The organism is Methylotuvimicrobium alcaliphilum 20Z, assembly GCF_000968535.2.
Lineage (GTDB): Bacteria > Pseudomonadota > Gammaproteobacteria > Methylococcales > Methylomonadaceae > Methylotuvimicrobium > Methylotuvimicrobium alcaliphilum.
Window position 1 is genome coordinate 195,217 of the sequence record NC_016112.1, and the last position, 20,036, is coordinate 215,252.

The window sequence follows — 20,036 nt, forward strand, 5'->3', positions numbered from 1 at the left end:
TTCGCAGTATTCGCCAGTCGCTCATCCAAATCGGTAACCATGAAAAAGCTATTGATCATCATTTCATTATTGACAAGTGCGACAATTGCCGCAGCCAATCCCGCCCTACAAAAATGGGCCAAGGTCAGCGAACCTGCGCCGGTCCGCGATATTGCGCAAAGCATTGGCGACTATACGGCCGGGTGTATTCGTGGGGCGATATCGTTGCCGTTCAGGGGGGAAGGGTATCAAGTGATGCGTTTGTCGCGCAAACGTTATTACGGCCATCCCGATTTGATTCAATTCATCGAAAACATGGGGAGCGAAGCGATGGCGCAAGGTTGGGGAACTCTATTGATAGGCGATTTGGGGCAGCCTCGCGGCGGCCCGACTTTGACTGGACACCGTAGTCATCAAACCGGTCTCGATGTCGATATCTGGTATTTAATATCGCACAAGGCTACCTTGCGTTCATTGACGATGGAAGAGCGGGAAAAATGGAGCGCTCCGTCAGTGGTAAGGACTGCCATCGACCGCATCGATGATACTCAGTGGACGCAACGCCATGACCGTATACTCGAAACGGCGGCGCGCATGCCGGAAGTCGAACGGATTTTCGTCAATGCCGCGATCAAACGGCATCTGTGCGAAAATTCGGCAGAACGTGATTGGCTCGGAAAGATTCGCCCGTGGTGGGGGCATCACGATCATTTCCATGTGCGCTTGAAATGCCCGGAAAGCAACCCCGATTGCCGAAGCCAAGAGCCAATATCTAAAGGCGACGGCTGCGATGCAACGCTCGACTGGTGGTTTACCGCCGAAGCGAAAACGCCCGCAGCACCGGCGGCTCCGGCCAAAGCGCCGGAGTTGCCCGCCTTATGCGAAGCTGTGTTGAATGATTGAAACCAATGAACGGTTACTCCCATTGTACTCAAAAAATAGCTAACTTTATGAAGGTATGGGGTGTGGTTCACGGCGGTCCTCGATAGACACATCCCATACCTTATATTTCTTCGACGGTTTTTCGATCAAAAGGGAATAAATAGCGTGAGAAACTATGCATCAAGAATTCTGGCTTGAACGCTGGCAACAAAATCAGATCGGTTTTCATAGTGAAAGCATCAATCCGCATTTAGAACAATATTGGCCGGCATTGCATATCGAAGCGGGAAGCCGGGTCTTCGTGCCGTTGTGCGGAAAGAGTAACGATATACTATGGCTGCTCGCGCAAAACTATCGAGTCATCGGCGTCGAATTGAGTCCCTTGGCGGTCAACGCATTTTTCACCGAGAACAAAGTACCGGCAACCGCAGGGCGTAAAGACAAATTCGAAGTGTGGGAAAACGATGATCTGTGCATTTATTGCGGCGATTTTTTTCACCTGAGAGAGGAGGATTTAACAGGTGTTGATGCCGTTTATGATCGGGCCTCGCTCGTTGCGTTGCCGCCGGAGATGCGCGCGAATTATGCGGCGCATATGAAACGCTTGCTTAAAACCGGAACGAAAATATTATTAGTAGCATTCGATTATTCGCAGCAAGAAATGGACGGCCCGCCATTCAGCGTGCAATGCCAAGAAGTAGAAATGCTATATCGAGATTGGTGCCGAATCGATTTACTGCTCACCGAGGACATATTGTCTAAAGAACCTCGTTTTCGGGAAAGAGGCTTAAGTCGTTTACAAGAACAGGTTTATGTCTTGACGGTTTTATAATCCACCGTCAAATGCAAAAGCGCCGATATCGATCGGGTCTCGTTCCCGACGCGCTTCTCGGCTCAGCGGATGGCGATATTGAAATTCCGGACGAAGCGAAACGCCGCTAGAACTCATGCCCGGAGCGGTGCCTCTTCCTATCGCGGGAGAGCCGGGCAAAAGGCGATAATTGAAAGCGTCACGATCGACAAAATCGCCACCCTCAGTCCTCAGGTTATGGCGTTGCCGCCCGGATCCTTGCAGCGGAATAACGTTACCGACCAGTAAATTATTGATCGATACCACTTCGGCGTTTCCGTGATTGTGAATGAACACGCCTCTGCTGCGATCGTTGACGAAAGTATTGTTCACCGCATAGAGGTTTTGATCCGGATTGCTCCGGTTATATTCGCCGGCATAGGCAATGGCCGTCCAATTATCAGAGCCGGGGCTTTGCCGCAGCACATTGCCGATAATGAAAGCATCGCCGCCGTTCGGTAGATCGATCAAATAACTCGACGCGCCGTGCTCGTCGGTAATGCGGTTGTAAAGCAGATAATTTTCCTGCGCCCGCGATTTAACATTATGTCCGGTTTGGGCGTCGTGAACGTAACAATTGCGCAGTGTAAAGCGGCGAATAGCGCCGATATAAATATTGTGTTCCAAGCTTGCCGTGCCGGTGGTAATCGACCGTATTGTCATTGAACTCGGATCCTTCGATCAAGATATCGCTATGCGGATTCGAGCCGGTTAAAATCCCCATTTGATTATCATGAAAATGCGCATTGCGAACCGTCAAATGCGTGCCTTCAAAGCGTATGCCGGCTCCATTTAAACTTGCGACAGCCGCGCCGGAAAATTCGATATTCTCGACAACGACATTATTACCCTTGATGACCCAAATGGCTTTGCCTTCGGCGAATTTGCCAAAGGCCTGGAGATGAGCGCGTCCGCCGAAGCCACGTAATGTTAGCCGATGTTGCCGCCAAACTGCGACATCGCCCGAATAGTCGCCGGCATCAATGACCACCGTGTCTCCGCTCTTGGCGATTCTTGCCGCATCGCTGGGCCGTTTCAAGATTCGTTCGGGGCCGACCGACAACGTGGCGCTTAGGGCGGGGCAACTGAGCAGCAAGGACAAAATGGCCGGAATAGATAAATTCATGAAGCTTCCTGTTTGGTTATGGCTGCTCGGTATGCCTCGTGCTTAGGGAGTTGATTTTACATTTCTCGATTTTACCCAATCACTATAAGAGCTTATCTGTAAAGACAGAGGTATTTGTCATTATGAGGCAAAACAAACGAAATTTGTTATTCCATTATCATAAAATTTCCTATATTTCTTTGATATCGTTCACATAGGGGAACTAATCCGCGCCAAGTATCGTTTAGCATTAGGACTTTAACAATATCAACAAAAAGCTTATTAAGCAGTCCAGGGCGACTAAATTATGACACTATCAAAAAAATTAGGCGCCGAATTCATCGGTACATTTTGGCTGGTTCTCGGCGGTAGAGCATAGGTATCTACACAAGTACTTGCCGCTGCTTTTCCCGAAGTAGGCATCGGCCTTACCGGTGTTTCCTTTCCTTTGCTTTCGGTTTCACAATATTGACCATGGCCTATGCCATCGGTCATATTTCAGGCTGTCACCTAAATCCCGCCGTTTCGATCGGCCTGTGGTCCGGCGGACGCTTCTCGGCCGGAGAACTCGGGCCGTATATCGCCGCGCAAGTGTTAGGCGGAATTTTCGGGGTGGTCGTGCTCTATATTATCGCGACAGGTAAAGCGGGATTCGATGTAAGCGGTGGGTTCGCTTCGAACGGTTATGGGGAGCATTCGCCCGGCGGCTATAGTTTGGCGTCAGCATTGACTACCGAAATAGTCATGACTTTCATGTTTCTGATCATCATTCTCGGCTAAACCGATAGACGGGCGCCGGCCGGCTTTGCTCTAATTGCAATTGGGTTGGGTCTCACGCTCATCCATCTAATCAGCATCCAGGTTACGAATACCTCGGTCAACCCGACTCGCAGCCCAGCAGTCGCAATTTTTGTTGGCGATTGGGCGGTCGCGCAACTATGGTTGTTCTGGGTTGCGCCCATCATTGGCGCGGGCCTTGCCGGATTGGTCTACCGCTGGCTTGGTTGTGAAAAAACCGCCGAATCGGAAGATAATTCATGAGTTGAGTTACTGTAAACAGTGGGCTATCAATGAATAGTACCGAAAACTCCGGTCTTTCTTGCTAAAAACCTAGAATGCCAAGGACGGCAATATTTCTATTGAGAATTTAATGATAAATCAAGAGTTCATAAAAAAGGAAAAAGGGGGTCGGTAAAGGGGGAGGGCAGATCATAAGCGCTAACTTAGTGCCTATTCTATGGTGCGTTTATGGCTTTATTCGTCATATTGGTATGGGTTGTCGATATCCATGTTGCATGGATGCGGTGCTACGCATTGCCATCCTTGGCCCTGGATTCCGCCAATCCCTGGCGGAATGACGCATTCCTTCCTTAAGTTGGCGCTTATGGGGGGCAGATGAATCTAAAATTCAACCTGACCCCTTTTTTCGCGGACCCCTTTTTTCCTTTTTTGCTTTTTTGGGTTTTGCAAAGTTTGCTGGTTAGAAAATTTATGCCAGGACTAAACGTTTTGTGATACGGTTCGCTTAGAGCCTGATGTGATGGCGGTGTTTCAAAATGCGGAAGCGGTGAATGAAGCATTAGGTTATTCAATTGAAGTGGACAAGCGCACTAACAGTCTAACCCAGCGTTCCAGCGGAGAACGCCAATTTCCCGCAGCTGATATCGATGCGACAGATAAACAACAACGATTTTTAGGGTTCAAGCAATGAATAATCAGTTTTTTGGCGCGGCCTTGGTCGCGTTTTCGTTATCAGTGACTGCGTCTGATGATCCAATCGATTGTGATCAGGCGATGACCACTATCGAAGTTAGTTATTGCGCGATGATCGATCTTGAACGTGCTGAAATCGAATTGGCTAAGTACCTAAACGCAAGCAACCAGCATTATGCCGATGACTTCGAACTCATTGATGCGATAGCTTCGTCTCAAGAGCAATGGAAAGCCTACCGGGAAGCGCACTGCAACGCGGTTTTTACGAAATGGCGTGATGGCAGTATTCGGAGCAATATGGCGATTTTGTGTAAAGCCAGGCTTACGCAACAAAGAACCCACGAGCTATGGGAAAGCTTCTTAACCTACATTGATATTACGCCGCCTGTATTGCCGGAACCTCCAAAATGACGAAACAACATTTATAATGCATGACGACGGCTCTGTTTCCTGCGAGCCTCTAGGCTTGAGTGGTTAAGGTTTAATGAATAACGCCGAATGCAGAACATACTTATCAAGAGCCCCTTTAACCGAATTGCGGCTTACTGCGTTGACAGCTTCTATCTTCATTCGACAAGTCGGTTAACCCCCTTTCGGTCCCGCAAACCACCAAAGTATCAGACCGACAACGGGCAGCAGTAAAATCAAAATCACCCATAAAACTTGCGATCCAGTTGAAGCACCACTTTTTACAATGCTAATTATGGCCCAGATGTTCAGTACAAGCACAATAAGACCCAGAAAACCGCCTACTTCAATATCCATAAGTCCCCTAACAGGTTTGTGTTTAATGAATAAACTATTTTGCCTCATCAGCTTCAAACTCTACGCTTAAAAAATGGATGAGTTCTGTACGGTAACGTACATTGCTCAGTTTGCATCAAATTGGATCATGGAAATGTCGGTCACACACGAGATCGGGGTCAGGCCTTACCCCGGTTTTCAGGATGAGTGAAGCTCTAGCTTCGCTGTACAAGCAAAAAGAAGCTAATGTTCCTTCGCTTGTAGCGGTTACAGCTAAGTCAAGTTTAATCAGTCGGGCAGGCAGGTCTCGGGAAGCCAGCGCTTGGGAAGGAGCGAAAAGTTATTTGCCACGAAATCCTTGTTCGTAATCGAGATCACCCGCCTGTCTGACGAAGGTGTATTTTGCCGGCTTAACGATTAAGAACTTCGCCATTTTCGAAAATGCATCATGCGGTTTCGGTATTGTGGCAATGGCCGTAAAAGGACTGGTCGCTATAAAAGATACGGTTCCCGCGATTAAGCCGACAAAGCCGATTGGGCGCAACAAGATAACGTCGAGCAAAACATCATGACCGTCGGGTTCGTCGATACGCTTTTGTGCGAAGCTCGGTGACGCCAAAGACAACATCATAATGATGGTTAATGTTTTAAATGTTCTCATAAAGCAGTCTTTTCCTTGAGCCTATTGATTTTAAAGATAATCTCGGATTATAGACTATAGACTCGGGTATTTACAGGGACGGCTTAGTCAGCAGCAATTCCCAATTTGGAAGCCAACAAGGGTGTGGAGTGTGCTTGGCGTGGTGTCGGCAGCAGGGCAGATTTTTGCTCCATGCAAAATCTGCATTCACGCCTTTCATGGCGATCAGATTGTCGCCAATCCCCTATGGGTTCACGGCGTTCCTCGACAGGCATACTTCACACCCTACATACGCAGCAATTCTCATTTTAAAACTGTACCCGGAACCAGGAATTGTGCCGTTGAGTCCTTTAAGCATAAACCGCTTCAAATGATCCCAGTCGCCGAAAGGAAAATAATGCATTAGAGCGCGAAGATCTTCAAAAAAGTCCGGTGGCGCGAGGGCAGAAAGCCGTGCACGGTCTGGTAATTGATATCCTACAACCTAGAAAAAGCATTTCACCATAAAGATCATGAAGAATAAAAAGTTAATCCATTGGCTTTTTTACCTATGTAAATCATTATTTCTCCCCTAAAAGGATATTCAAAATTTTAGGACAAGCCTTTGAAAAACTTCATGCGCTTCATGGTTAAACTGCCGAATTTAGGTTACAACAACTCCTTATCTTGCGGACCCTCGATGGCTTGTGTTTCCAATCCGGGATAATAATTGGGCGCGATACTGAATAACAAGGTCAGAAGTGTCGCTATATAGGGTACCGTTTGCACCGAGAGTACGGCAACCCAGAGGCGGCCGCTCAAATTATCGAAGTGATCGATTGATGACATCGAATAAATCGCCAAACCGAGTAAGGTCAGCAGAGCTCTTGCCAGATCGTCGCGAGGCCCGCGATGAAAGGGCCTTGCTTTTCGAGTTTCGGCGTACGCATGAACGGTTTGCCGGAGGTAAACAAGCCCTGAAGCGTGCCTTTAGCGACGGTATGCGTCAGGGATAAGCCGGACAGCGCGGCTCCGAGCGATTGCAGAGTCGAACAGTTAACGCGGGCCTTGTATAACCATAGCGTACGGAAAATTTTGAAGCAGAACAAACCGATGGTCGGCAGCAACAAGGCGTTGACCGGTAATTCGCTGCGTAGCGGATCGGCGACCAGCAATGTCGTCATGATTAAGCTGGCAACCGTCAAAAGTAACGCCAACGCATCAGAAAACCAAGGCAGCCAACCGGCGATGAAATAATAGCGTTGCGCGGTGGTCAGTGTGGATTGTTTGCCGGGCAAAAATTGTCGCCAATGATGTTTGATGATTTGCATCACTCCGTACACCCAGCGGAATCGCTGTGTCATGTAACCCGAAAACGTATCCGGCATGAGCCCCTGTCCGAACGAGTCCTTGCAATAGACCGAATCGTACCCGGCTTCGTAAAGGCGTAAGCCTAATTCGCTGTCCTCGCAAATACACCACTCTCCCCAACGGCCCACTTCGAGCAACGCAGATTTGCGAATCATTGTCATGGTGCCGTGCTGTATGATTGCGTTGTATTCGTTGCGTTGTACCATGCCGATATTGAAAAATCCGGCATATTATTCCCAGTAACACATCGACTTGAATGTGCTGAGACCTCGATCGCGATAATCTTGGGGTGACTGGACGAAACCGACTTTTTCGTCCTCGAAATAAGGCACCATCGATTTCAGCCAATCGGGCGAGATGATGTAATCGCTATCGATCACGGCGATAATCTCGGCATCGGAGGCGGTTTGTTCCAGTCCGAAGTTGATCGCGCCTGCCTTGAAGCCGGGCCAGTTTTCTAGATGGAAAAATTTGAATACGCCGCCAAGCCGTTCGCAATCTTTTTGTACCGGCTCCCAAACGGCCGGGTCTTTGGTATTGTTGTCGAGTACCAACACCTCAAGATTCGGATAAGCGACACGCGCCAATGCCTCGAGCGTTTCGCGTACCATTTCCGGCGGTTCGTTGTGAATCGGCAGATGTACCGACACTTTGGGAAATGTGAAGTCGGCCGGTGGTTGTAGCGGTTTAAACGTGCGCTTGCCTTTACGGTGCCACAGGACTTCGGCGATTTCCATGCTTTCGGTCAACAGAATAACGACAGCCATTGCCTGCATTAGCAACAGCAGTGTCCAGAATACCAATGAGACCCCGGTTTGGTATTGCTGGGCCGCTACTGCCGCGGACCATAGAATGACCGAGGCGGCCAGATTTGCGACGATGCCGAAGAAAATCTTGCCGGGCAATTTCAATCTTCGGTGCCGACTGAATAGAAACAAAGCCATCAAAAAGATGCTTAAAACAGCGGCGCCGGTCGCCCAGGCTTGCCAATCCGGCATCGGCGTGACATCGCCTTTCATCGGAAATTTTAATTCTCGATCGGCGTTGAATATTCCCCAATAGGCCCCGGCCGAGCCTTCTAGTTCCACTTTCCAGGGTTGGTCGAAGGCTTCAATGACGTAGTAGGTGATTTTTTGCTCGGTCGCGCGGTTGAGAAATTGTCTTAGGAATTGGGCTTGATTCGCCAGCGATGCGGTGGCGTTTTTAAAAGGTTGTCCGTCGGAAGGCCAGCCGACTTCGGTTATGATAATGGGTTTATTCGGAAATGCTTCGCGCATCGCATTGAAGCGATAGAACACGTAATTGACAGCCGCATCGATCGACAAGCCTTCCCAGTACGGCAATATATGCAGAGCGATGAAATCGACTTCTTCGGCCAGTTCGGGATGCGCCAACCACATGTCCCACGTTTCCGATGTGCTGACCGGGCGCCAAGTACGTGTTTTCACTTCGCGTATATAGTCAATCAATTGATCGGGTATGATGTCTTTACGCAACAACACCTCATTACCGACCAATAAGCGTACGATCGTCGGCGAATTTTGGTTGCTGAGCTCGATCAAGCTTTCAATTTCGCGCCGGTTTTTGTCGAGATCGGCGTCGATCCATGCGCCCATCGTTACGTTCAGGTCGTATTTTTCCGCCAGTTCGGGAACGAATTCCAACCCTTCCAGAGCGCTTATAGGTTCTTACCGCATGAACTTTGCCGGCAAGCAGCTTTAGGTCGTCCTCGATTTGATCTTGAGTGGATAATTCAGATAGTTCCAGATGCTTAAATTGACCCAAACCAATAAAGGTAAAATCAATAAAGTGAGGATTTTAGTTTTCATTCAGTGATAAGCTCCGGGACAAGCAAGAATTGGAAAGTATTGGATAGATACATCGGAATAAAAAAGGGCCCGGTCAAAGACGACCAAACTAGCCTGTCGAAAGACTGATCTAGTCCGTTATTATTTTCCCCGATTTTTGGCTTTTATGTTTAAAAAATTCTTGGCGCTTTTTTCTTACCGTATAAGGGATATTCTTCTCCTCCCAGTGTGCTAGATCTACTTGAAATGCTTTATTTAATGCCTGGTCAATCACCGCTTCTTTTCGACTGCCACATAAAGCAGGAATCAATAGCACGGAGCGATTCATGTCGGCTTGCGGACTGCGTTCAAGCATGTATTTATAATTTCCAAACAGCGTTTCAATAATATCGCTACTGCTTAACAACGGCAGTTCGGTCAGCTCTGCTTGAATCTGCACATGCTTTTTTAACCAAGCTTGTAGGTGTGTTTTGACTTTAGAATTTCGCGGCAATGTTTTTGATAATTGGTAACATTGTTGGTAGGTGACTTTGTTAAGCCCTTTGTTTTTAATGATTTCCATCACCTCTGAGACTATTTTAGTCGTCAACGCGAAGCGCTCAATAAAGGGTTTCATCCGTAAAAAGCCCGGAAACACCGTCCGTAATTTAGCTAACACGCTGCCTTTCTTCGCGCCGCCTTTAACGGCAAAGACATCCAGCATTTTAGCCCCCCATTCACCGAGTTTACTGATGCTTTGAAAACGCCCTTTAGTCCGTAATTTAGGGGGTGTCAAACAGGCAAATTCTGTCTGTCTCAGGCATTTCGCACCTTGACCCAGTGCCGCAGTAAAGGCTTTATAATCCGCTGTTTTTTCAAATTGACTTTTCAGCGCGCTGGCCATGCAGTGACCGATGTCATCAATGACGGGCACCGGTTTTTCTTGTTTGGCCGACCACTGTCGCACACCTTTTGCTAGCGTGTAGTCGCAGTCTTTAACAATCGCTTGAGGTACGCCGGCGATAGCAAAAATGTCCTCTAAGTCCTGGCAAACCGTCTGATGATTAACCGTTTCACGCACCTTAAGACCGATACATTCACAATCTTGCAATTGAATGGCGCTGCCGCGTTGGCATAGAGACTGTGTTTTTACGCGGAGCACGACCAGTGCTTTTTTAGTCCCTATATCAATGGAGTAATCAATAATCGCAATCCAAGGCTCGCACGTTGGGCACACTTGGCGCAGTAACCCTAAACCAACGCGCAAACTCCAGTTAATCACCGAAGTAAAATGTGGCGTCCACGGTAATTCAAGCGATGTTTGTGAATGAAATAATTCAAGAATGCGCGGAACGCTACGAAAAGAAACCACCGCATCAAGCACGATAAGCACGCATAAAAGTCGCGTTTGCTGAGCTTGTGTTATGTCAATAACCGTTGAAGTATTCGCGGGTACAACAGCAATATCCTGGGTTGCTAGGGTTGACTGATGCTCGAAGGTAATGTTTTTTTTGCTTCGACAAGCTGTTCTAACTGGCAATTATTCCGTTTCAGTTCCGCTATTTTTTTCAAATGACGTTTTTGTGTTTTTCTAAGCTCACGAAGCTCAGCTGCGCGCTCAGTCGCTTTGTTTTTCCATTCATCGCGGCTGTTTAGTAGTTTTGACATTTGAAGCATAGTATTTGGGGGATGGGTTAAAATAAGACCTATTTATACCGCATACAGCGATAATTTTAAATCCACAAGCTGAGGAAATAAAATCACTGTAAAGTGAACAATTATAAGCCATTCAGGTGTGCTTCTTTTAGCTAAGTCATTGATTAGTCGCTTTATGAGCAAAATAAAAGCGGCTTAAGCTGTCGTTTTGGTCAAACGATTGCGTCCAGAATGATTTTAAGTTATTGAATATTAATAAGGTATGTGATTTGATGCATGCGTTTCGACAGCCTACGACCAAACCCTTTTTTTAATTGGAGCCAATGGCGGGATTCGAACCCGCGACCTACTGATTACGAATCAGCCCAATAAGGTTTTAATTAGCGTTTTAAAATCCGGTACTTGCAGATATAAGCCTTAAAAATAAATAACTTGCGTCATTTCTTTGGTTTGCGCTAATATTCGTTGATATTCCATAAATCGCGTTTTCAGGTTGACCCGGGGTTTTTGGCCAAACAGTAATCAGGCGTTCCAACATGGAAAAGAGATTTAAATTTACGCAGCAGCGCATCGAAAAATTACCGGTACCGGATAAAGGCCGTTTTGAATATTATGACACCGAAATTTCGAAACTGATATGCCGCGTATCGAGTACAGGAAATAAGTCTTTTGCCGTTTTGAAGAAAACCGACGAAGGCACGACTAAGCGCGTTACTTTGGGCAGGTTTCCTTCCATGCCGGTTGCACTGGCGAAGGAATTGGCACAATCGGCTTTAACCGAAATAGCCAAGGGGGTTAATCCGACAGAAGAAAAACGAAAGCGTCGTTACCGGGCTATATCACTTGAGGGCTTACTTAACCAATATCTAGCCGATAAAAAAACTTACGTCCGAAAACAGTTATCGATTACCGCGAGAAGATCAGAACCGGCTTTAGTGACTGGCTCAAGATGCCGGTCAATAAAATCACTCGCGACATGGTAAAAGCGCGCCGAAATGCGTTAGAGCATGGCGTAGATAACAAAATGCGTGTGTTGCGCCTGCTTATGAAATACGCACACAAAACACTGAAAGCAATCGATGATAACCCGGTTGACGTATTGACCGACGGCAAGTTATGGCAAAAGCCAAAACGCAAAACGCGCACGATACCAAGCGACAAATTGAAGTCTTGGTACGATGCCGTACTGGGACTCGAACACGAAAAAGCCAAGGTTTATTTGCTGCTTTTGCTGCACACAGGGTTAAGGGATAAAGACGTTCGCTCACTCGAATGGCGGGACGTGGATTTTAAGAACGATTGCTTCCTCGTTCGCGACACTAAAAACCATACCGACTTCACCGCCTTCATTGCGCCGCAGATCAAACCGTACTTACGAGGTTTGCAGGCGTCTACCGGCCGTAATCGTTTCGTATTCCCCGGCGACGACCGCGAAGGCATGATGAACCAGCCGCGTAAGCAGATCAAAAAGGTAATCGATCAATCCGGCGTCGAGTTCTCACCGCATGACCTGAAACGAACCTTTCTAACGATTGGCGAAGCGGCCATGATTCCATTCAGCCTACTCAAAGCGCTGGCGAACCACAAAACTGACAACGACGTGACCGGCGGTTATATCCACACCGAAGCCAAGACCCGCAAAGAGGCCACCTTTAAAATTGCCGACTACATTCACGAGATCGTGACACCGGCAGACCACAACATCGTTTCACTACGAGGTGCAAAAAATGACAACGTTAAATCTAAATGACGAGCTAATTAATGCCGTGAGGGTTATAGCCGACCGGCAGCACACCACACCCGAAAAGCTCATTCATGAGGCCCTACAAGGACTCATTGAAGACTATCACGACATACAGTCCGCTGAAGCTGCATTGAAGCGAATCGAAAGCGGAGAAGATCGCACTTACACACTGGATGAGGCTAGGGCGTATCTCAATGAATTGGACAGTTGAATTATCCAAACCGGCGCTTAAGCAGCTTGGCAAGATCAACAAGACCGAGCGTGAATCTATTTGGCGGTTTATCAAGGAAACCTTGCCGAATCAACATAACCCACGGCAAACCGGACGCGCCCTGCAAGGCAGTTTAAAGGGATTGTGGCGTTACCGTGTCGGCAATTATCGATTGGTTTGTCAGATCAAAGACAACGAGGTCTTGATTCTGGTTTTGGAAATAGGACACCGCAAAAACATCTATCAATAACCCAGTTTGCCAAGCCTAGGTCCGTACACCCGAAAGCCGGATTCGTCACCCGGTTAGGCTTGGCTCCCTTCTGACGGCACACTTTGACGAGGTGCAAACAATGGGCATTCCACCCATAGCGGCAGCGATTCTAAGCGATTCAAGCCGCTGGCTAATCCGCGATAGAGCAATTGTTTATCGCTTAAACAGTCCGAAATACAATAAAGACGCTTTATGTTTGGCGTTGTCAAAAGTAGATCAGGCGATTGCTAAAAACACCCTAGCGCCTTGCGAGCGGCAATGGGGGTTATTGCTTGATTACTTGGTGTTTTCGGTTGCAACATACCATGAAGCAAAAAAAGGCTCAGAAGATACCCCACCCACCAAAAGAAGGAGCGACTATCAGACCTTGACCAATCAAATGCGCGACGTTGCAGAGATGGCGGGTAAGCTAGCCGAGAAGATTAAATCTATTGGTGAATTGGCCGAACAATTCGACCCCGCCGATATTGCCGATATCGATGTTCCAGTAAACCCGCTGCAATGGCTAAACGATACCGTTTATCTTAAAACGGTCGATTCAGAAGCCCGTGAGAGGTATAAGGGGTGGATACAAGCCGATGTTGAACGATTGGCTTATTTAGGTTGTAAATACGTGCCGACGATCAGCGACATGCTAACAGAGCTATCTAATCGGTATCAGCACTCTTGGGAAGCGTCCCAAAGCAGCAATACCCCGATCAAATCCCCCAAAAGCCGTTACAACGATTTCCTTTCCCATTTCTTTTCAGAGCTTCACCGCGAAGCGAAACGAAATCAATTACCCGAACAATTGCTATTGAACGGCAAAGGGTTAAGTCTCCCGGAATGGGCCGATATCTTAGGGTGTGCGCTGGATGAGCAGGATTTTAAAGATCAAAATCTCAAGGATTTTATGCGCCGAAAATCGCAATAGTGGAAATTGCCCTTCATTTTTCTTTTAACTTTCCACTGAATTGTGAAACCGTTTTCTTCAAAATCTGCCCATCATCAATAAATACAGGGTTATAGAGATGGGCGCACACACAATTCAAAACATTTCTTTGCTGGACGATGTCCTTATAGACACAGAAACGACATCAAAATTAATCGGAATTCCCGCATCCACAGAAAAGTGATAAACGAACTTGAGGCGTTAGAGTTTTTCAAAAGAATTTCGGAGTTAGGGAAGCGAAATCGATATGTTTTGAACCTGGAAAAGCTACAAGAGTTATCCACAACACAGGGCATTATTTCACCCCTGGCCGAAAACAAGACCCCTGTCATTGAAGGTCAAACCCCTGTCATTGAGGGTCAAAACCCCTGTCATGAGGACACCCAAACAGAAAAACAAAAAGAACAAAAACGCGCACGCGCGAGAAAACACCCCGTCACAAGCTCAGGGGTGAACCCCATAAGCGCCAACTTAAGACGCAAGGCATTGATTCACAGTTGAAAAATCAAGATGTGGCCACAACATAGAGTATTTTTACCGACGAAAGTGAAAATCCCTATGAAGCAGCCACAGCTAACAGATACCCTTTTTGATGACTTTTTGCAAGAGCTTCCAGCAGATTTCCAGGAGCAGGCCTATGAATTACAGGCGTTTGCACGGGCACGGAAAATCCGATCACCGTTGCAATTATTACAGTTAGTCCTGTTGTATTGCGGACTGGACTTGTCGTTGCGCAGCTGTGCCGGCGAAGTTGCCAAGCTTCAAGGCTATTTGAGCGACACGGCGGTGACCAAGCGACTGGCGGCCTGCGTGGCGTGGATCAAGTCGTTACTGAAGCGTGTGTTCGGATTGGATAAACAGATTAACAATGGCTCCTTGAATTTCATTGTGATTGACGGTTCGACCGTGCAAGAACCCGGCGCGAAAGAAACAACGTATCGCTTGCATGTGGCGATCGACTTGATGAGCTTGACACTTCGCGAGGTCAACGTCACGACCGATAAAGTCGGCGAGAGCTTGGATCACTATCAGTTGACTGCAGGTGATGTCGCGTTGCTTGATCGAGGCTACAACCAACCGAAGTCTTTAGTCCCGGTCATTGATCGCGGCGGCCACGTCGTGCTGCGCTACAATCCACACAGCATGACCCTTTACGAACGGTGCAACGAACCGAAAGGTGTTAAAATCGATTGGGAACAGCGCATACGCGATTTGAATGGTCAGCCGGGTGCGATACCCGTTTATCTGTGCCATCAAGACAAACGTATTGAAGGCGTGGTGCATGCGATGCCGTTACCGCCGGAACAGGCGGCGCAAGCACGCCGCAAAGCGAAACAACGCGCGCGTGATAAAGGTCGCACGGCGAGCCAAAAGACCTTGATGCTGAGCGGCTGGGTGTTGATTTTTACTTCGCTCCCCGAAGCGCTGCTCGACACGAAATCAATCGCTGAGCTCTACCGGGTTCGCTGGCAAGTGGAGCTGGTCATAAAGCGGCTAAAGAGCTTGCTTGATATCGACCGGCTACGCGCCCGAAAAGACAGCAAGCTGGCGGATTTATATTTGCATGGCAAGTTACTGTTTGCTGCAGTGACTCAAAAAATAGCGCAGCGCCGATTCGGCCGGGCGGCCACCACAATGGACGGTGATCGTTCGATTACCCATTGGCGTTTATGGCGCACGATCGCCAATGAGATCAAGGCAGGACTTACGGCTTGTTTTCCAATAAATAAGCGATTTATCGATGACTGCACAAAAAGCCTCTATGAGCGTCCGCGCAAGAGAAAGCTTCAGGGTTTGCCGGGGCGTGTTTTGGAGCTCATTATTGAAGGTCGGGGAGGTGGCGTTAGTCTTACTTAATCAAATACTTAGATTCTTAAGTTGGCGCTTATGGGGGTGAACCCTGGACAGTGGAACGACAACGCAAGCTTTCGGCCGTACACACCGGCAGCAATGCCCAAAGCCGAACGCAAAACCGTTACCGGAGAATTGCGGTCGATCAAGTCAATTTTGGGGGCAAGACCATGATTGCTAAAACCATCGGCATTGCAGGAAAACAACCGAAGCTTTCACCTGAGCAATACCAAGACTTCGCCAGTCGATTGAAAAAGGCGGCTGAAGCATTGGACCCGACCGAACGAGAATCGATCATGAGAACGGCGTTATTGTGCGACTTGATCGCATTGGTTGTTCGACTGAACCCAAAGCATAAGCCACCACTGTTCGAATTACTGAAAAACGGCAAGGTAATAGCCTATTGCAATGTTTCGGCGCTGAGCGGCGATGATTTGGGCGTATTCATGGAAGCGGGGTATTCGTTCCGGTCCGGCAAGCTGGAAATCTGAACGATACGGATGTTGGCAAATACGTCACGCGTGACGTATTTGATAAAAACGGATGCAGCAATCGAATCAAGGCCGGGCATTGCCCCGGCTTTTTTTTGCGTTCGCTAGTATTTAATAACTTTCTGTAAACACCGTTTCGAGGTTGACCCGTAAATTACAGGCAATAAAAAAGGGCTTAGATTTTAGTCTAAGCCCTTGATTTATCTGGAGCCAATGGCGGGATTCGAACCCGCGACCTACTGATTACGAATCAGTTGCTCTACCAACTGAGCTACATCGGCAATTCTGCGGCGGATTTTAATCAATTTCATGATCTTCTGACAAGGAACTGAATTTATTTAAAAAATATTCGAATAGATCGACTAAGCATTTGCTTGGAATGCAAACAGATCTTTGAAACTAACGGATAAAAATTTCGGCGTTGTCGCAGTCATCGAATGCAGTTAAGACCTCATCGAGAACCAATTGTTCAGATTTGAAATGCTGACTTCTATCTGATCGAAAAGACGTTTAATAACGGCCTCGACAGACATACTTCGCACCTAGGCTGTCGAAATTAACCGATTTTCAGGTCAGAAAAAATGACATATACCGAGGTGCGTATCGCGCACCTTTCCACTGTGCCGAATCGACGAGATAAAAAAGGGGTGTCGCCAATGCGGTCGAACGATCGACAAATTTCACGGTTACGGCAAAGTCATTACGTTACGGCATTTGCCCATCTTTGATCGTCCGGTTTGGATTCGCATCAGACCGAAGCGTTTTCAATGCTCCTACTGTGACAAAGGGCCGACCACGTCCCAGCGCTGCGAGTGGTATGAGCCCCATACTAAGGCCTATGAAAATTGGATTCCACGCGAGTTGGTTAATAGCACGCTCAGTGACGTCAGCCTGAAACAGAACCTGAGTGTCGAGTGTATTGAGGGCATCCTGGATCGTCATATTCGTCGGCAAGTGGACTGGTCAGCGGTACCCCGCTTGGAATTGCTCGGCATTGACGAAATCGCCTTGAAGAAAGGGCATAAGGATTTTATCGTCATCGTGTCGGGACTGACGGCGCAGCGTGAGAAATATATCTTAGCAGTGTTACCGGATCGCAAAAAAGAGACGGTCAAGACCTTTTTAAAGACGCTGCCGCCTTGTCAATGCCAAAGCATTCGCCAAGTCTGCATCGACATGAACGAAGGCTATGGCAATGCGGTTCTAGAAACCCTGCCCAAGGCTCAGGTCGTGGTCGATCGCTTCCATGTTGCCAAACATTATCGTGACTGCGCCGATAAAGCGCGCAAAACCGAAATGAAGCGTCTGAAAAAGACACTGCCGGAGTGTTAATGGTCAATTAAACTGAGCCAGAAATGGCCAACAATTTTGAGCCACTTTTTCAGACTTTATTTATACCAATAAATCTGACAGAGTCCCTGAATTTTTTCCAGGGAGCGTCATGAAGGAGTGGATTGTGATCCATCAGATTAAAGCGTTATACAACGATGGCAACGGCTTATCCGAGCGTCAGATTGCCAGTCAATTGGGTATTTCCCGTAACACCGTGAGCAAATACCTGAAGCTGTCGGCTGCGGACATTAGTGCCCTGCAGGAAGAGATATCCCGTGGTAAGAAGCTGGACGATTACCGCGACTACATTATTCAGTTGCTGCAAACCTATCCGGGCTTGTCAGCGGTCAAAGTGCTGCGCAAACTGAAGGCCAAAGTGGACGATTTGGCCGTTTCCGACCGTTCGGTACGGCGTTATATACAGGCTCTCAAGCAAGAGATTAGCTTTAAGCAGGCGCGTTATTATGAGCCGGTATTGGACATGGTGCCGGGCGAACAATGCCAGGTCGATGGCGGCGAACTCCGCGATGTGATGATTGGCGGCGTGGCGACGACGGTATATTTCATGGTGTTTGTGCTATCGTATTCGCGTCTGATGCATGTTTCGATCTGTGCCAAGCCGATTGATACCGAGATGCTGATTCGCCAGCACGATGCGGCATTTCGCTATTTCGGCGGCATGCCGCAAGAGTGCGTGTACGATCAGACCAAGCTGGTGGTCATTAGCGAAGTGTTTCGCGAGTTGCGCTTGAACCAGCGCTTCCATCAGTACGCCACGGCAGCGGGCTTCACGATTCGGGCTTGTGAAGGTTATGATCCGGAAAGCAAAGGCAAGGTCGAGGCCGGGGTCAAATACGTCAAACAAAATGCCTTGTATGGCGAGACTTTTACCGACTGGGATGCTTTGAAGGCCCATATGACCGACTGGCTCGACGGGATAGCCAATCAACGGCGACACGGCACCACCGGCCAACAACCGGCGATACATTACGCGGCCAACGAGCAAGGCCATATGCGGGCTTACCTGACGCCGTCTTGTGTTGACGCTACCGCCAGCCAGGCCCGCATCACCCGCAAGGCGGATAAAACCGGCTTGATCGCCTGGCAATCCAATAAATACTCGGTACCGATGGCGTATCAATGCGCCCGTGTCGCCGTGCATGAAGCTAACGGCGTCATCCAGATCAGCGATCTCAGTACTCACAAAGTGATCGCCGAACATGCTGTGTGTCTGGAAAAGGGGCAAATTATCAAGAACCGGCATCATTACCGAGATATGTCGCTACGCATCGAAACGCTTGAAAAGGACTTGCATGAACTGCTGCCGTCTCCGGCGGTCGTGACTCAGCTATGTGCCTTGTTGAAAGCCAGCTCGCCGAAAATCTACAAAGACCAGCTGGCCGGTGCCAAGCAGGTGCTGACCGAGCAGATCAAACAGCAGGGTGCGATTCCCGAAGCGGTGCTGACGCGACTGATCGACACGCCTCGGTTAACGGCCAGCGGCCTGAAAGAACGACTGGAGGCCTGGCGGCAGTCTGTGGGACGCTCGGACGACAGCGATGCCCTATCGATGCCGCCATCAGAGCAGGCCACTGCCGCCATCAAGCAAGAATGTCCGCTGGCCCGTTATCGTGCCCTGAATGGCCACTCGGCTGGCCAAGGAGAGAGCCATGCCATCCATTGATCAGATTGCCAGGCAATACCGCAGCTTGTGCCTGACGGCCATTGCCGAGCACTTGCCGACCTTGCTTGGCCAAGCCGAGACCCATGAAAGTTCCTACCTGCAGTTTGCCGAAAGCTTGGTTGAACATGAACAGCGCCAGCGCAACGCCAAGCGCATCGAGCAAAACCGCAAACGCGCTGGCTTTCCTTTGCTCAAAAGCCTGGAAGAGTTCGATTATCGCTTTCAGACCACCATCAGTAAACGGGAAGTCAACAGTCTGCTCGACTTCGGCTTTATCGACAATCGGGACAATGTGGTCTTCATCGGACCGCCCGGGGTCGGCAAGACCCACCTGGCCATCGGCATCGGCCTGAAAGCCATTGATGCCGGTTATAAGGTCAGCTTCAACACCGCACTAGGCTTGATGGAGGTATTGGAACTGGCCGAACTCAAAGGCGAGTTGAAAAAGAAAATCAACCAACTGCTCAAATTCGATGTGCTGATCATCGACGAACTAGGATACCTGCCGATGAACAAACAAGGCATGCACAACCTGTTTCAGCTCATCAATGCGCTGTACGAATACCGCTCGGTGATCCTGACCACCAACAAGGAATTCACCAACTGGGGCGAGTTTTTTATCGATGACAACGTCGCCGTACCCATCGTCGACCGCATCATCCATCATTCACACATTTTTATGCTGGGAGGGGAAAGTTATCGACTCAAATCAAAGCTAAATCAAGCATCGTAACCCTGGAAAAGTGGCTCAATTTAAATGGCCAAAACTGGCTCAATTCTGTTGGCCATTGACACGGAGTCAGATTATGCGCAAT

General features: G+C 48.4%; 22 protein-coding genes, 1 tRNA gene and 2 pseudogenes. 16 read left to right on the top strand and 9 right to left on the bottom strand.

Going from position 1 to position 20,036, the window contains the following annotated elements:
- Positions 1-39: 39 nt before the first annotated feature.
- Positions 40-882 carry a penicillin-insensitive murein endopeptidase gene (mepA, locus tag MEALZ_RS00900; RefSeq protein ID WP_046060918.1) on the top strand — a complete coding sequence of 281 codons (843 nt, stop codon included), beginning with the start codon at positions 40-42 and terminating at the stop codon, positions 880-882.
- A 154-nt stretch (positions 883-1,036) separates the two neighbouring features.
- A complete protein-coding gene (locus MEALZ_RS00905) occupies positions 1,037-1,693 on the top strand; it encodes a thiopurine S-methyltransferase (RefSeq protein WP_014146691.1) in 657 nt (218 codons plus the stop codon).
- Here MEALZ_RS00905 and MEALZ_RS23295 read toward each other — a convergent pair.
- On the bottom strand, positions 1,688-2,374 hold the full coding sequence (locus MEALZ_RS23295) for a hypothetical protein (protein ID WP_223842336.1): 687 nt from the start codon (positions 2,372-2,374) through the stop codon (positions 1,688-1,690). The two genes, MEALZ_RS00905 and MEALZ_RS23295, sit on opposite strands and share 6 nt — an antisense overlap.
- A complete protein-coding gene (locus tag MEALZ_RS23300) occupies positions 2,256-2,837 on the bottom strand; it encodes a right-handed parallel beta-helix repeat-containing protein (protein ID WP_014146692.1) in 582 nt (193 codons plus the stop codon). The genes MEALZ_RS23295 and MEALZ_RS23300 overlap by 119 nt, the downstream gene beginning before the upstream one ends.
- Positions 2,838-3,290: 453 nt before the next feature.
- On the opposite strand from MEALZ_RS23300, the pseudogene aqpZ reads away from it, so the two are divergent.
- From aqpZ to MEALZ_RS00920, 3 genes and pseudogenes are all read left to right on the top strand, one after another.
- Positions 3,291-3,857: pseudogene (aqpZ, locus tag MEALZ_RS00915) on the top strand (aquaporin Z).
- A 496-nt stretch (positions 3,858-4,353) separates the two neighbouring features.
- Positions 4,354-4,527 (top strand): hypothetical protein, encoded by a 174-nt coding sequence (locus MEALZ_RS22485; RefSeq protein ID WP_162472897.1) that lies wholly within the window; start codon positions 4,354-4,356, stop codon positions 4,525-4,527.
- The gene (locus MEALZ_RS00920; protein ID WP_014146694.1) at positions 4,524-4,940 is read left to right on the top strand and encodes a lysozyme inhibitor LprI family protein; all 417 of its coding nucleotides are present in this window, start codon (positions 4,524-4,526) and stop codon (positions 4,938-4,940) included. Before MEALZ_RS22485 ends, MEALZ_RS00920 begins: the two co-directional genes overlap by 4 nt.
- 171 nt (positions 4,941-5,111) lie before the next feature.
- Here the strand turns inward: MEALZ_RS00920 and MEALZ_RS00925 are convergent, their stop codons facing one another.
- From MEALZ_RS00925 to MEALZ_RS00945, 6 genes and pseudogenes are all read right to left on the bottom strand, one after another.
- On the bottom strand, positions 5,112-5,294 hold the full coding sequence (locus tag MEALZ_RS00925) for a PLDc N-terminal domain-containing protein (protein WP_014146695.1): 183 nt from the start codon (positions 5,292-5,294) through the stop codon (positions 5,112-5,114).
- A 319-nt stretch (positions 5,295-5,613) separates the two neighbouring features.
- Positions 5,614-5,934, bottom strand: a complete 321-nt coding sequence (locus MEALZ_RS00930; RefSeq protein WP_014146696.1) for a hypothetical protein — start codon at positions 5,932-5,934, stop codon at positions 5,614-5,616.
- Positions 5,935-6,561: 627 nt separating this feature from the next.
- Positions 6,562-6,741, bottom strand: a complete 180-nt coding sequence (locus MEALZ_RS23305) for a hypothetical protein (protein WP_223842337.1) — start codon at positions 6,739-6,741, stop codon at positions 6,562-6,564.
- A 26-nt stretch (positions 6,742-6,767) separates the two neighbouring features.
- Positions 6,768-8,879: pseudogene (locus MEALZ_RS00935) on the bottom strand (glycosyltransferase).
- Between the two features lie 322 nt (positions 8,880-9,201).
- The gene (locus tag MEALZ_RS00940) at positions 9,202-10,443 is read right to left on the bottom strand and encodes a hypothetical protein (protein ID WP_014146701.1); all 1,242 of its coding nucleotides are present in this window, start codon (positions 10,441-10,443) and stop codon (positions 9,202-9,204) included.
- A gap of 83 nt (positions 10,444-10,526) precedes the next feature.
- Positions 10,527-10,718, bottom strand: a complete 192-nt coding sequence (locus MEALZ_RS00945) for a hypothetical protein (protein WP_223842316.1) — start codon at positions 10,716-10,718, stop codon at positions 10,527-10,529.
- 524 nt (positions 10,719-11,242) lie between these two features.
- On the opposite strand from MEALZ_RS00945, the gene MEALZ_RS00955 reads away from it, so the two are divergent.
- From MEALZ_RS00955 to MEALZ_RS00990, 8 genes are all read left to right on the top strand, one after another.
- Positions 11,243-11,689 carry an Arm DNA-binding domain-containing protein gene (locus MEALZ_RS00955; RefSeq protein ID WP_014146703.1) on the top strand — a complete coding sequence of 149 codons (447 nt, stop codon included), beginning with the start codon at positions 11,243-11,245 and terminating at the stop codon, positions 11,687-11,689.
- The gene (locus tag MEALZ_RS00960; RefSeq protein WP_014146704.1) at positions 11,656-12,456 is read left to right on the top strand and encodes a tyrosine-type recombinase/integrase; all 801 of its coding nucleotides are present in this window, start codon (positions 11,656-11,658) and stop codon (positions 12,454-12,456) included. Before MEALZ_RS00955 ends, MEALZ_RS00960 begins: the two co-directional genes overlap by 34 nt.
- Complete coding sequence (locus tag MEALZ_RS00965; protein WP_014146705.1) at positions 12,434-12,661, top strand: DUF6290 family protein; 228 nt, start codon at positions 12,434-12,436, stop codon at positions 12,659-12,661. The genes MEALZ_RS00960 and MEALZ_RS00965 overlap by 23 nt, the downstream gene beginning before the upstream one ends.
- Positions 12,645-12,911 (top strand): type II toxin-antitoxin system RelE family toxin, encoded by a 267-nt coding sequence (locus MEALZ_RS00970; protein WP_014146706.1) that lies wholly within the window; start codon positions 12,645-12,647, stop codon positions 12,909-12,911. Before MEALZ_RS00965 ends, MEALZ_RS00970 begins: the two co-directional genes overlap by 17 nt.
- Positions 12,912-13,011: 100 nt before the next feature.
- A complete protein-coding gene (locus MEALZ_RS00975) occupies positions 13,012-13,845 on the top strand; it encodes a hypothetical protein (protein ID WP_014146707.1) in 834 nt (277 codons plus the stop codon).
- Between the two features lie 270 nt (positions 13,846-14,115).
- Positions 14,116-14,364 carry a hypothetical protein gene (locus tag MEALZ_RS00980; RefSeq protein WP_206742860.1) on the top strand — a complete coding sequence of 83 codons (249 nt, stop codon included), beginning with the start codon at positions 14,116-14,118 and terminating at the stop codon, positions 14,362-14,364.
- 57 nt (positions 14,365-14,421) lie between these two features.
- Entirely contained in the window at positions 14,422-15,720 is a 1,299-nt protein-coding gene (locus MEALZ_RS00985; RefSeq protein WP_046060919.1) for a transposase, read from the top strand.
- 50 nt (positions 15,721-15,770) lie between these two features.
- On the top strand, positions 15,771-16,205 hold the full coding sequence (locus MEALZ_RS00990; RefSeq protein ID WP_014146710.1) for a hypothetical protein: 435 nt from the start codon (positions 15,771-15,773) through the stop codon (positions 16,203-16,205).
- A gap of 205 nt (positions 16,206-16,410) precedes the next feature.
- Here the strand turns inward: MEALZ_RS00990 and MEALZ_RS00995 are convergent.
- Positions 16,411-16,486: transfer RNA gene (locus tag MEALZ_RS00995), tRNA-Thr, on the bottom strand.
- Between the two features lie 355 nt (positions 16,487-16,841).
- Between MEALZ_RS00995 and MEALZ_RS21305 the strand changes: the two genes are divergently transcribed.
- The 3 genes from MEALZ_RS21305 (at position 16,842) to istB (ending at position 19,954) form a co-directional block, all read left to right on the top strand.
- Positions 16,842-17,537 carry an ISL3 family transposase gene (locus tag MEALZ_RS21305; RefSeq protein WP_223842365.1) on the top strand — a complete coding sequence of 232 codons (696 nt, stop codon included), beginning with the start codon at positions 16,842-16,844 and terminating at the stop codon, positions 17,535-17,537.
- A 124-nt stretch (positions 17,538-17,661) separates the two neighbouring features.
- Positions 17,662-19,221: an IS21 family transposase gene (gene istA, locus MEALZ_RS01005; RefSeq protein ID WP_014146712.1), complete on the top strand. Its 1,560-nt coding sequence runs from the start codon at positions 17,662-17,664 to the stop codon at positions 19,219-19,221.
- Positions 19,208-19,954: an IS21-like element helper ATPase IstB gene (istB, locus tag MEALZ_RS01010; protein WP_014146713.1), complete on the top strand. Its 747-nt coding sequence runs from the start codon at positions 19,208-19,210 to the stop codon at positions 19,952-19,954. The genes istA and istB overlap by 14 nt, the downstream gene beginning before the upstream one ends.
- Positions 19,955-20,036: the final 82 nt, after the last annotated feature.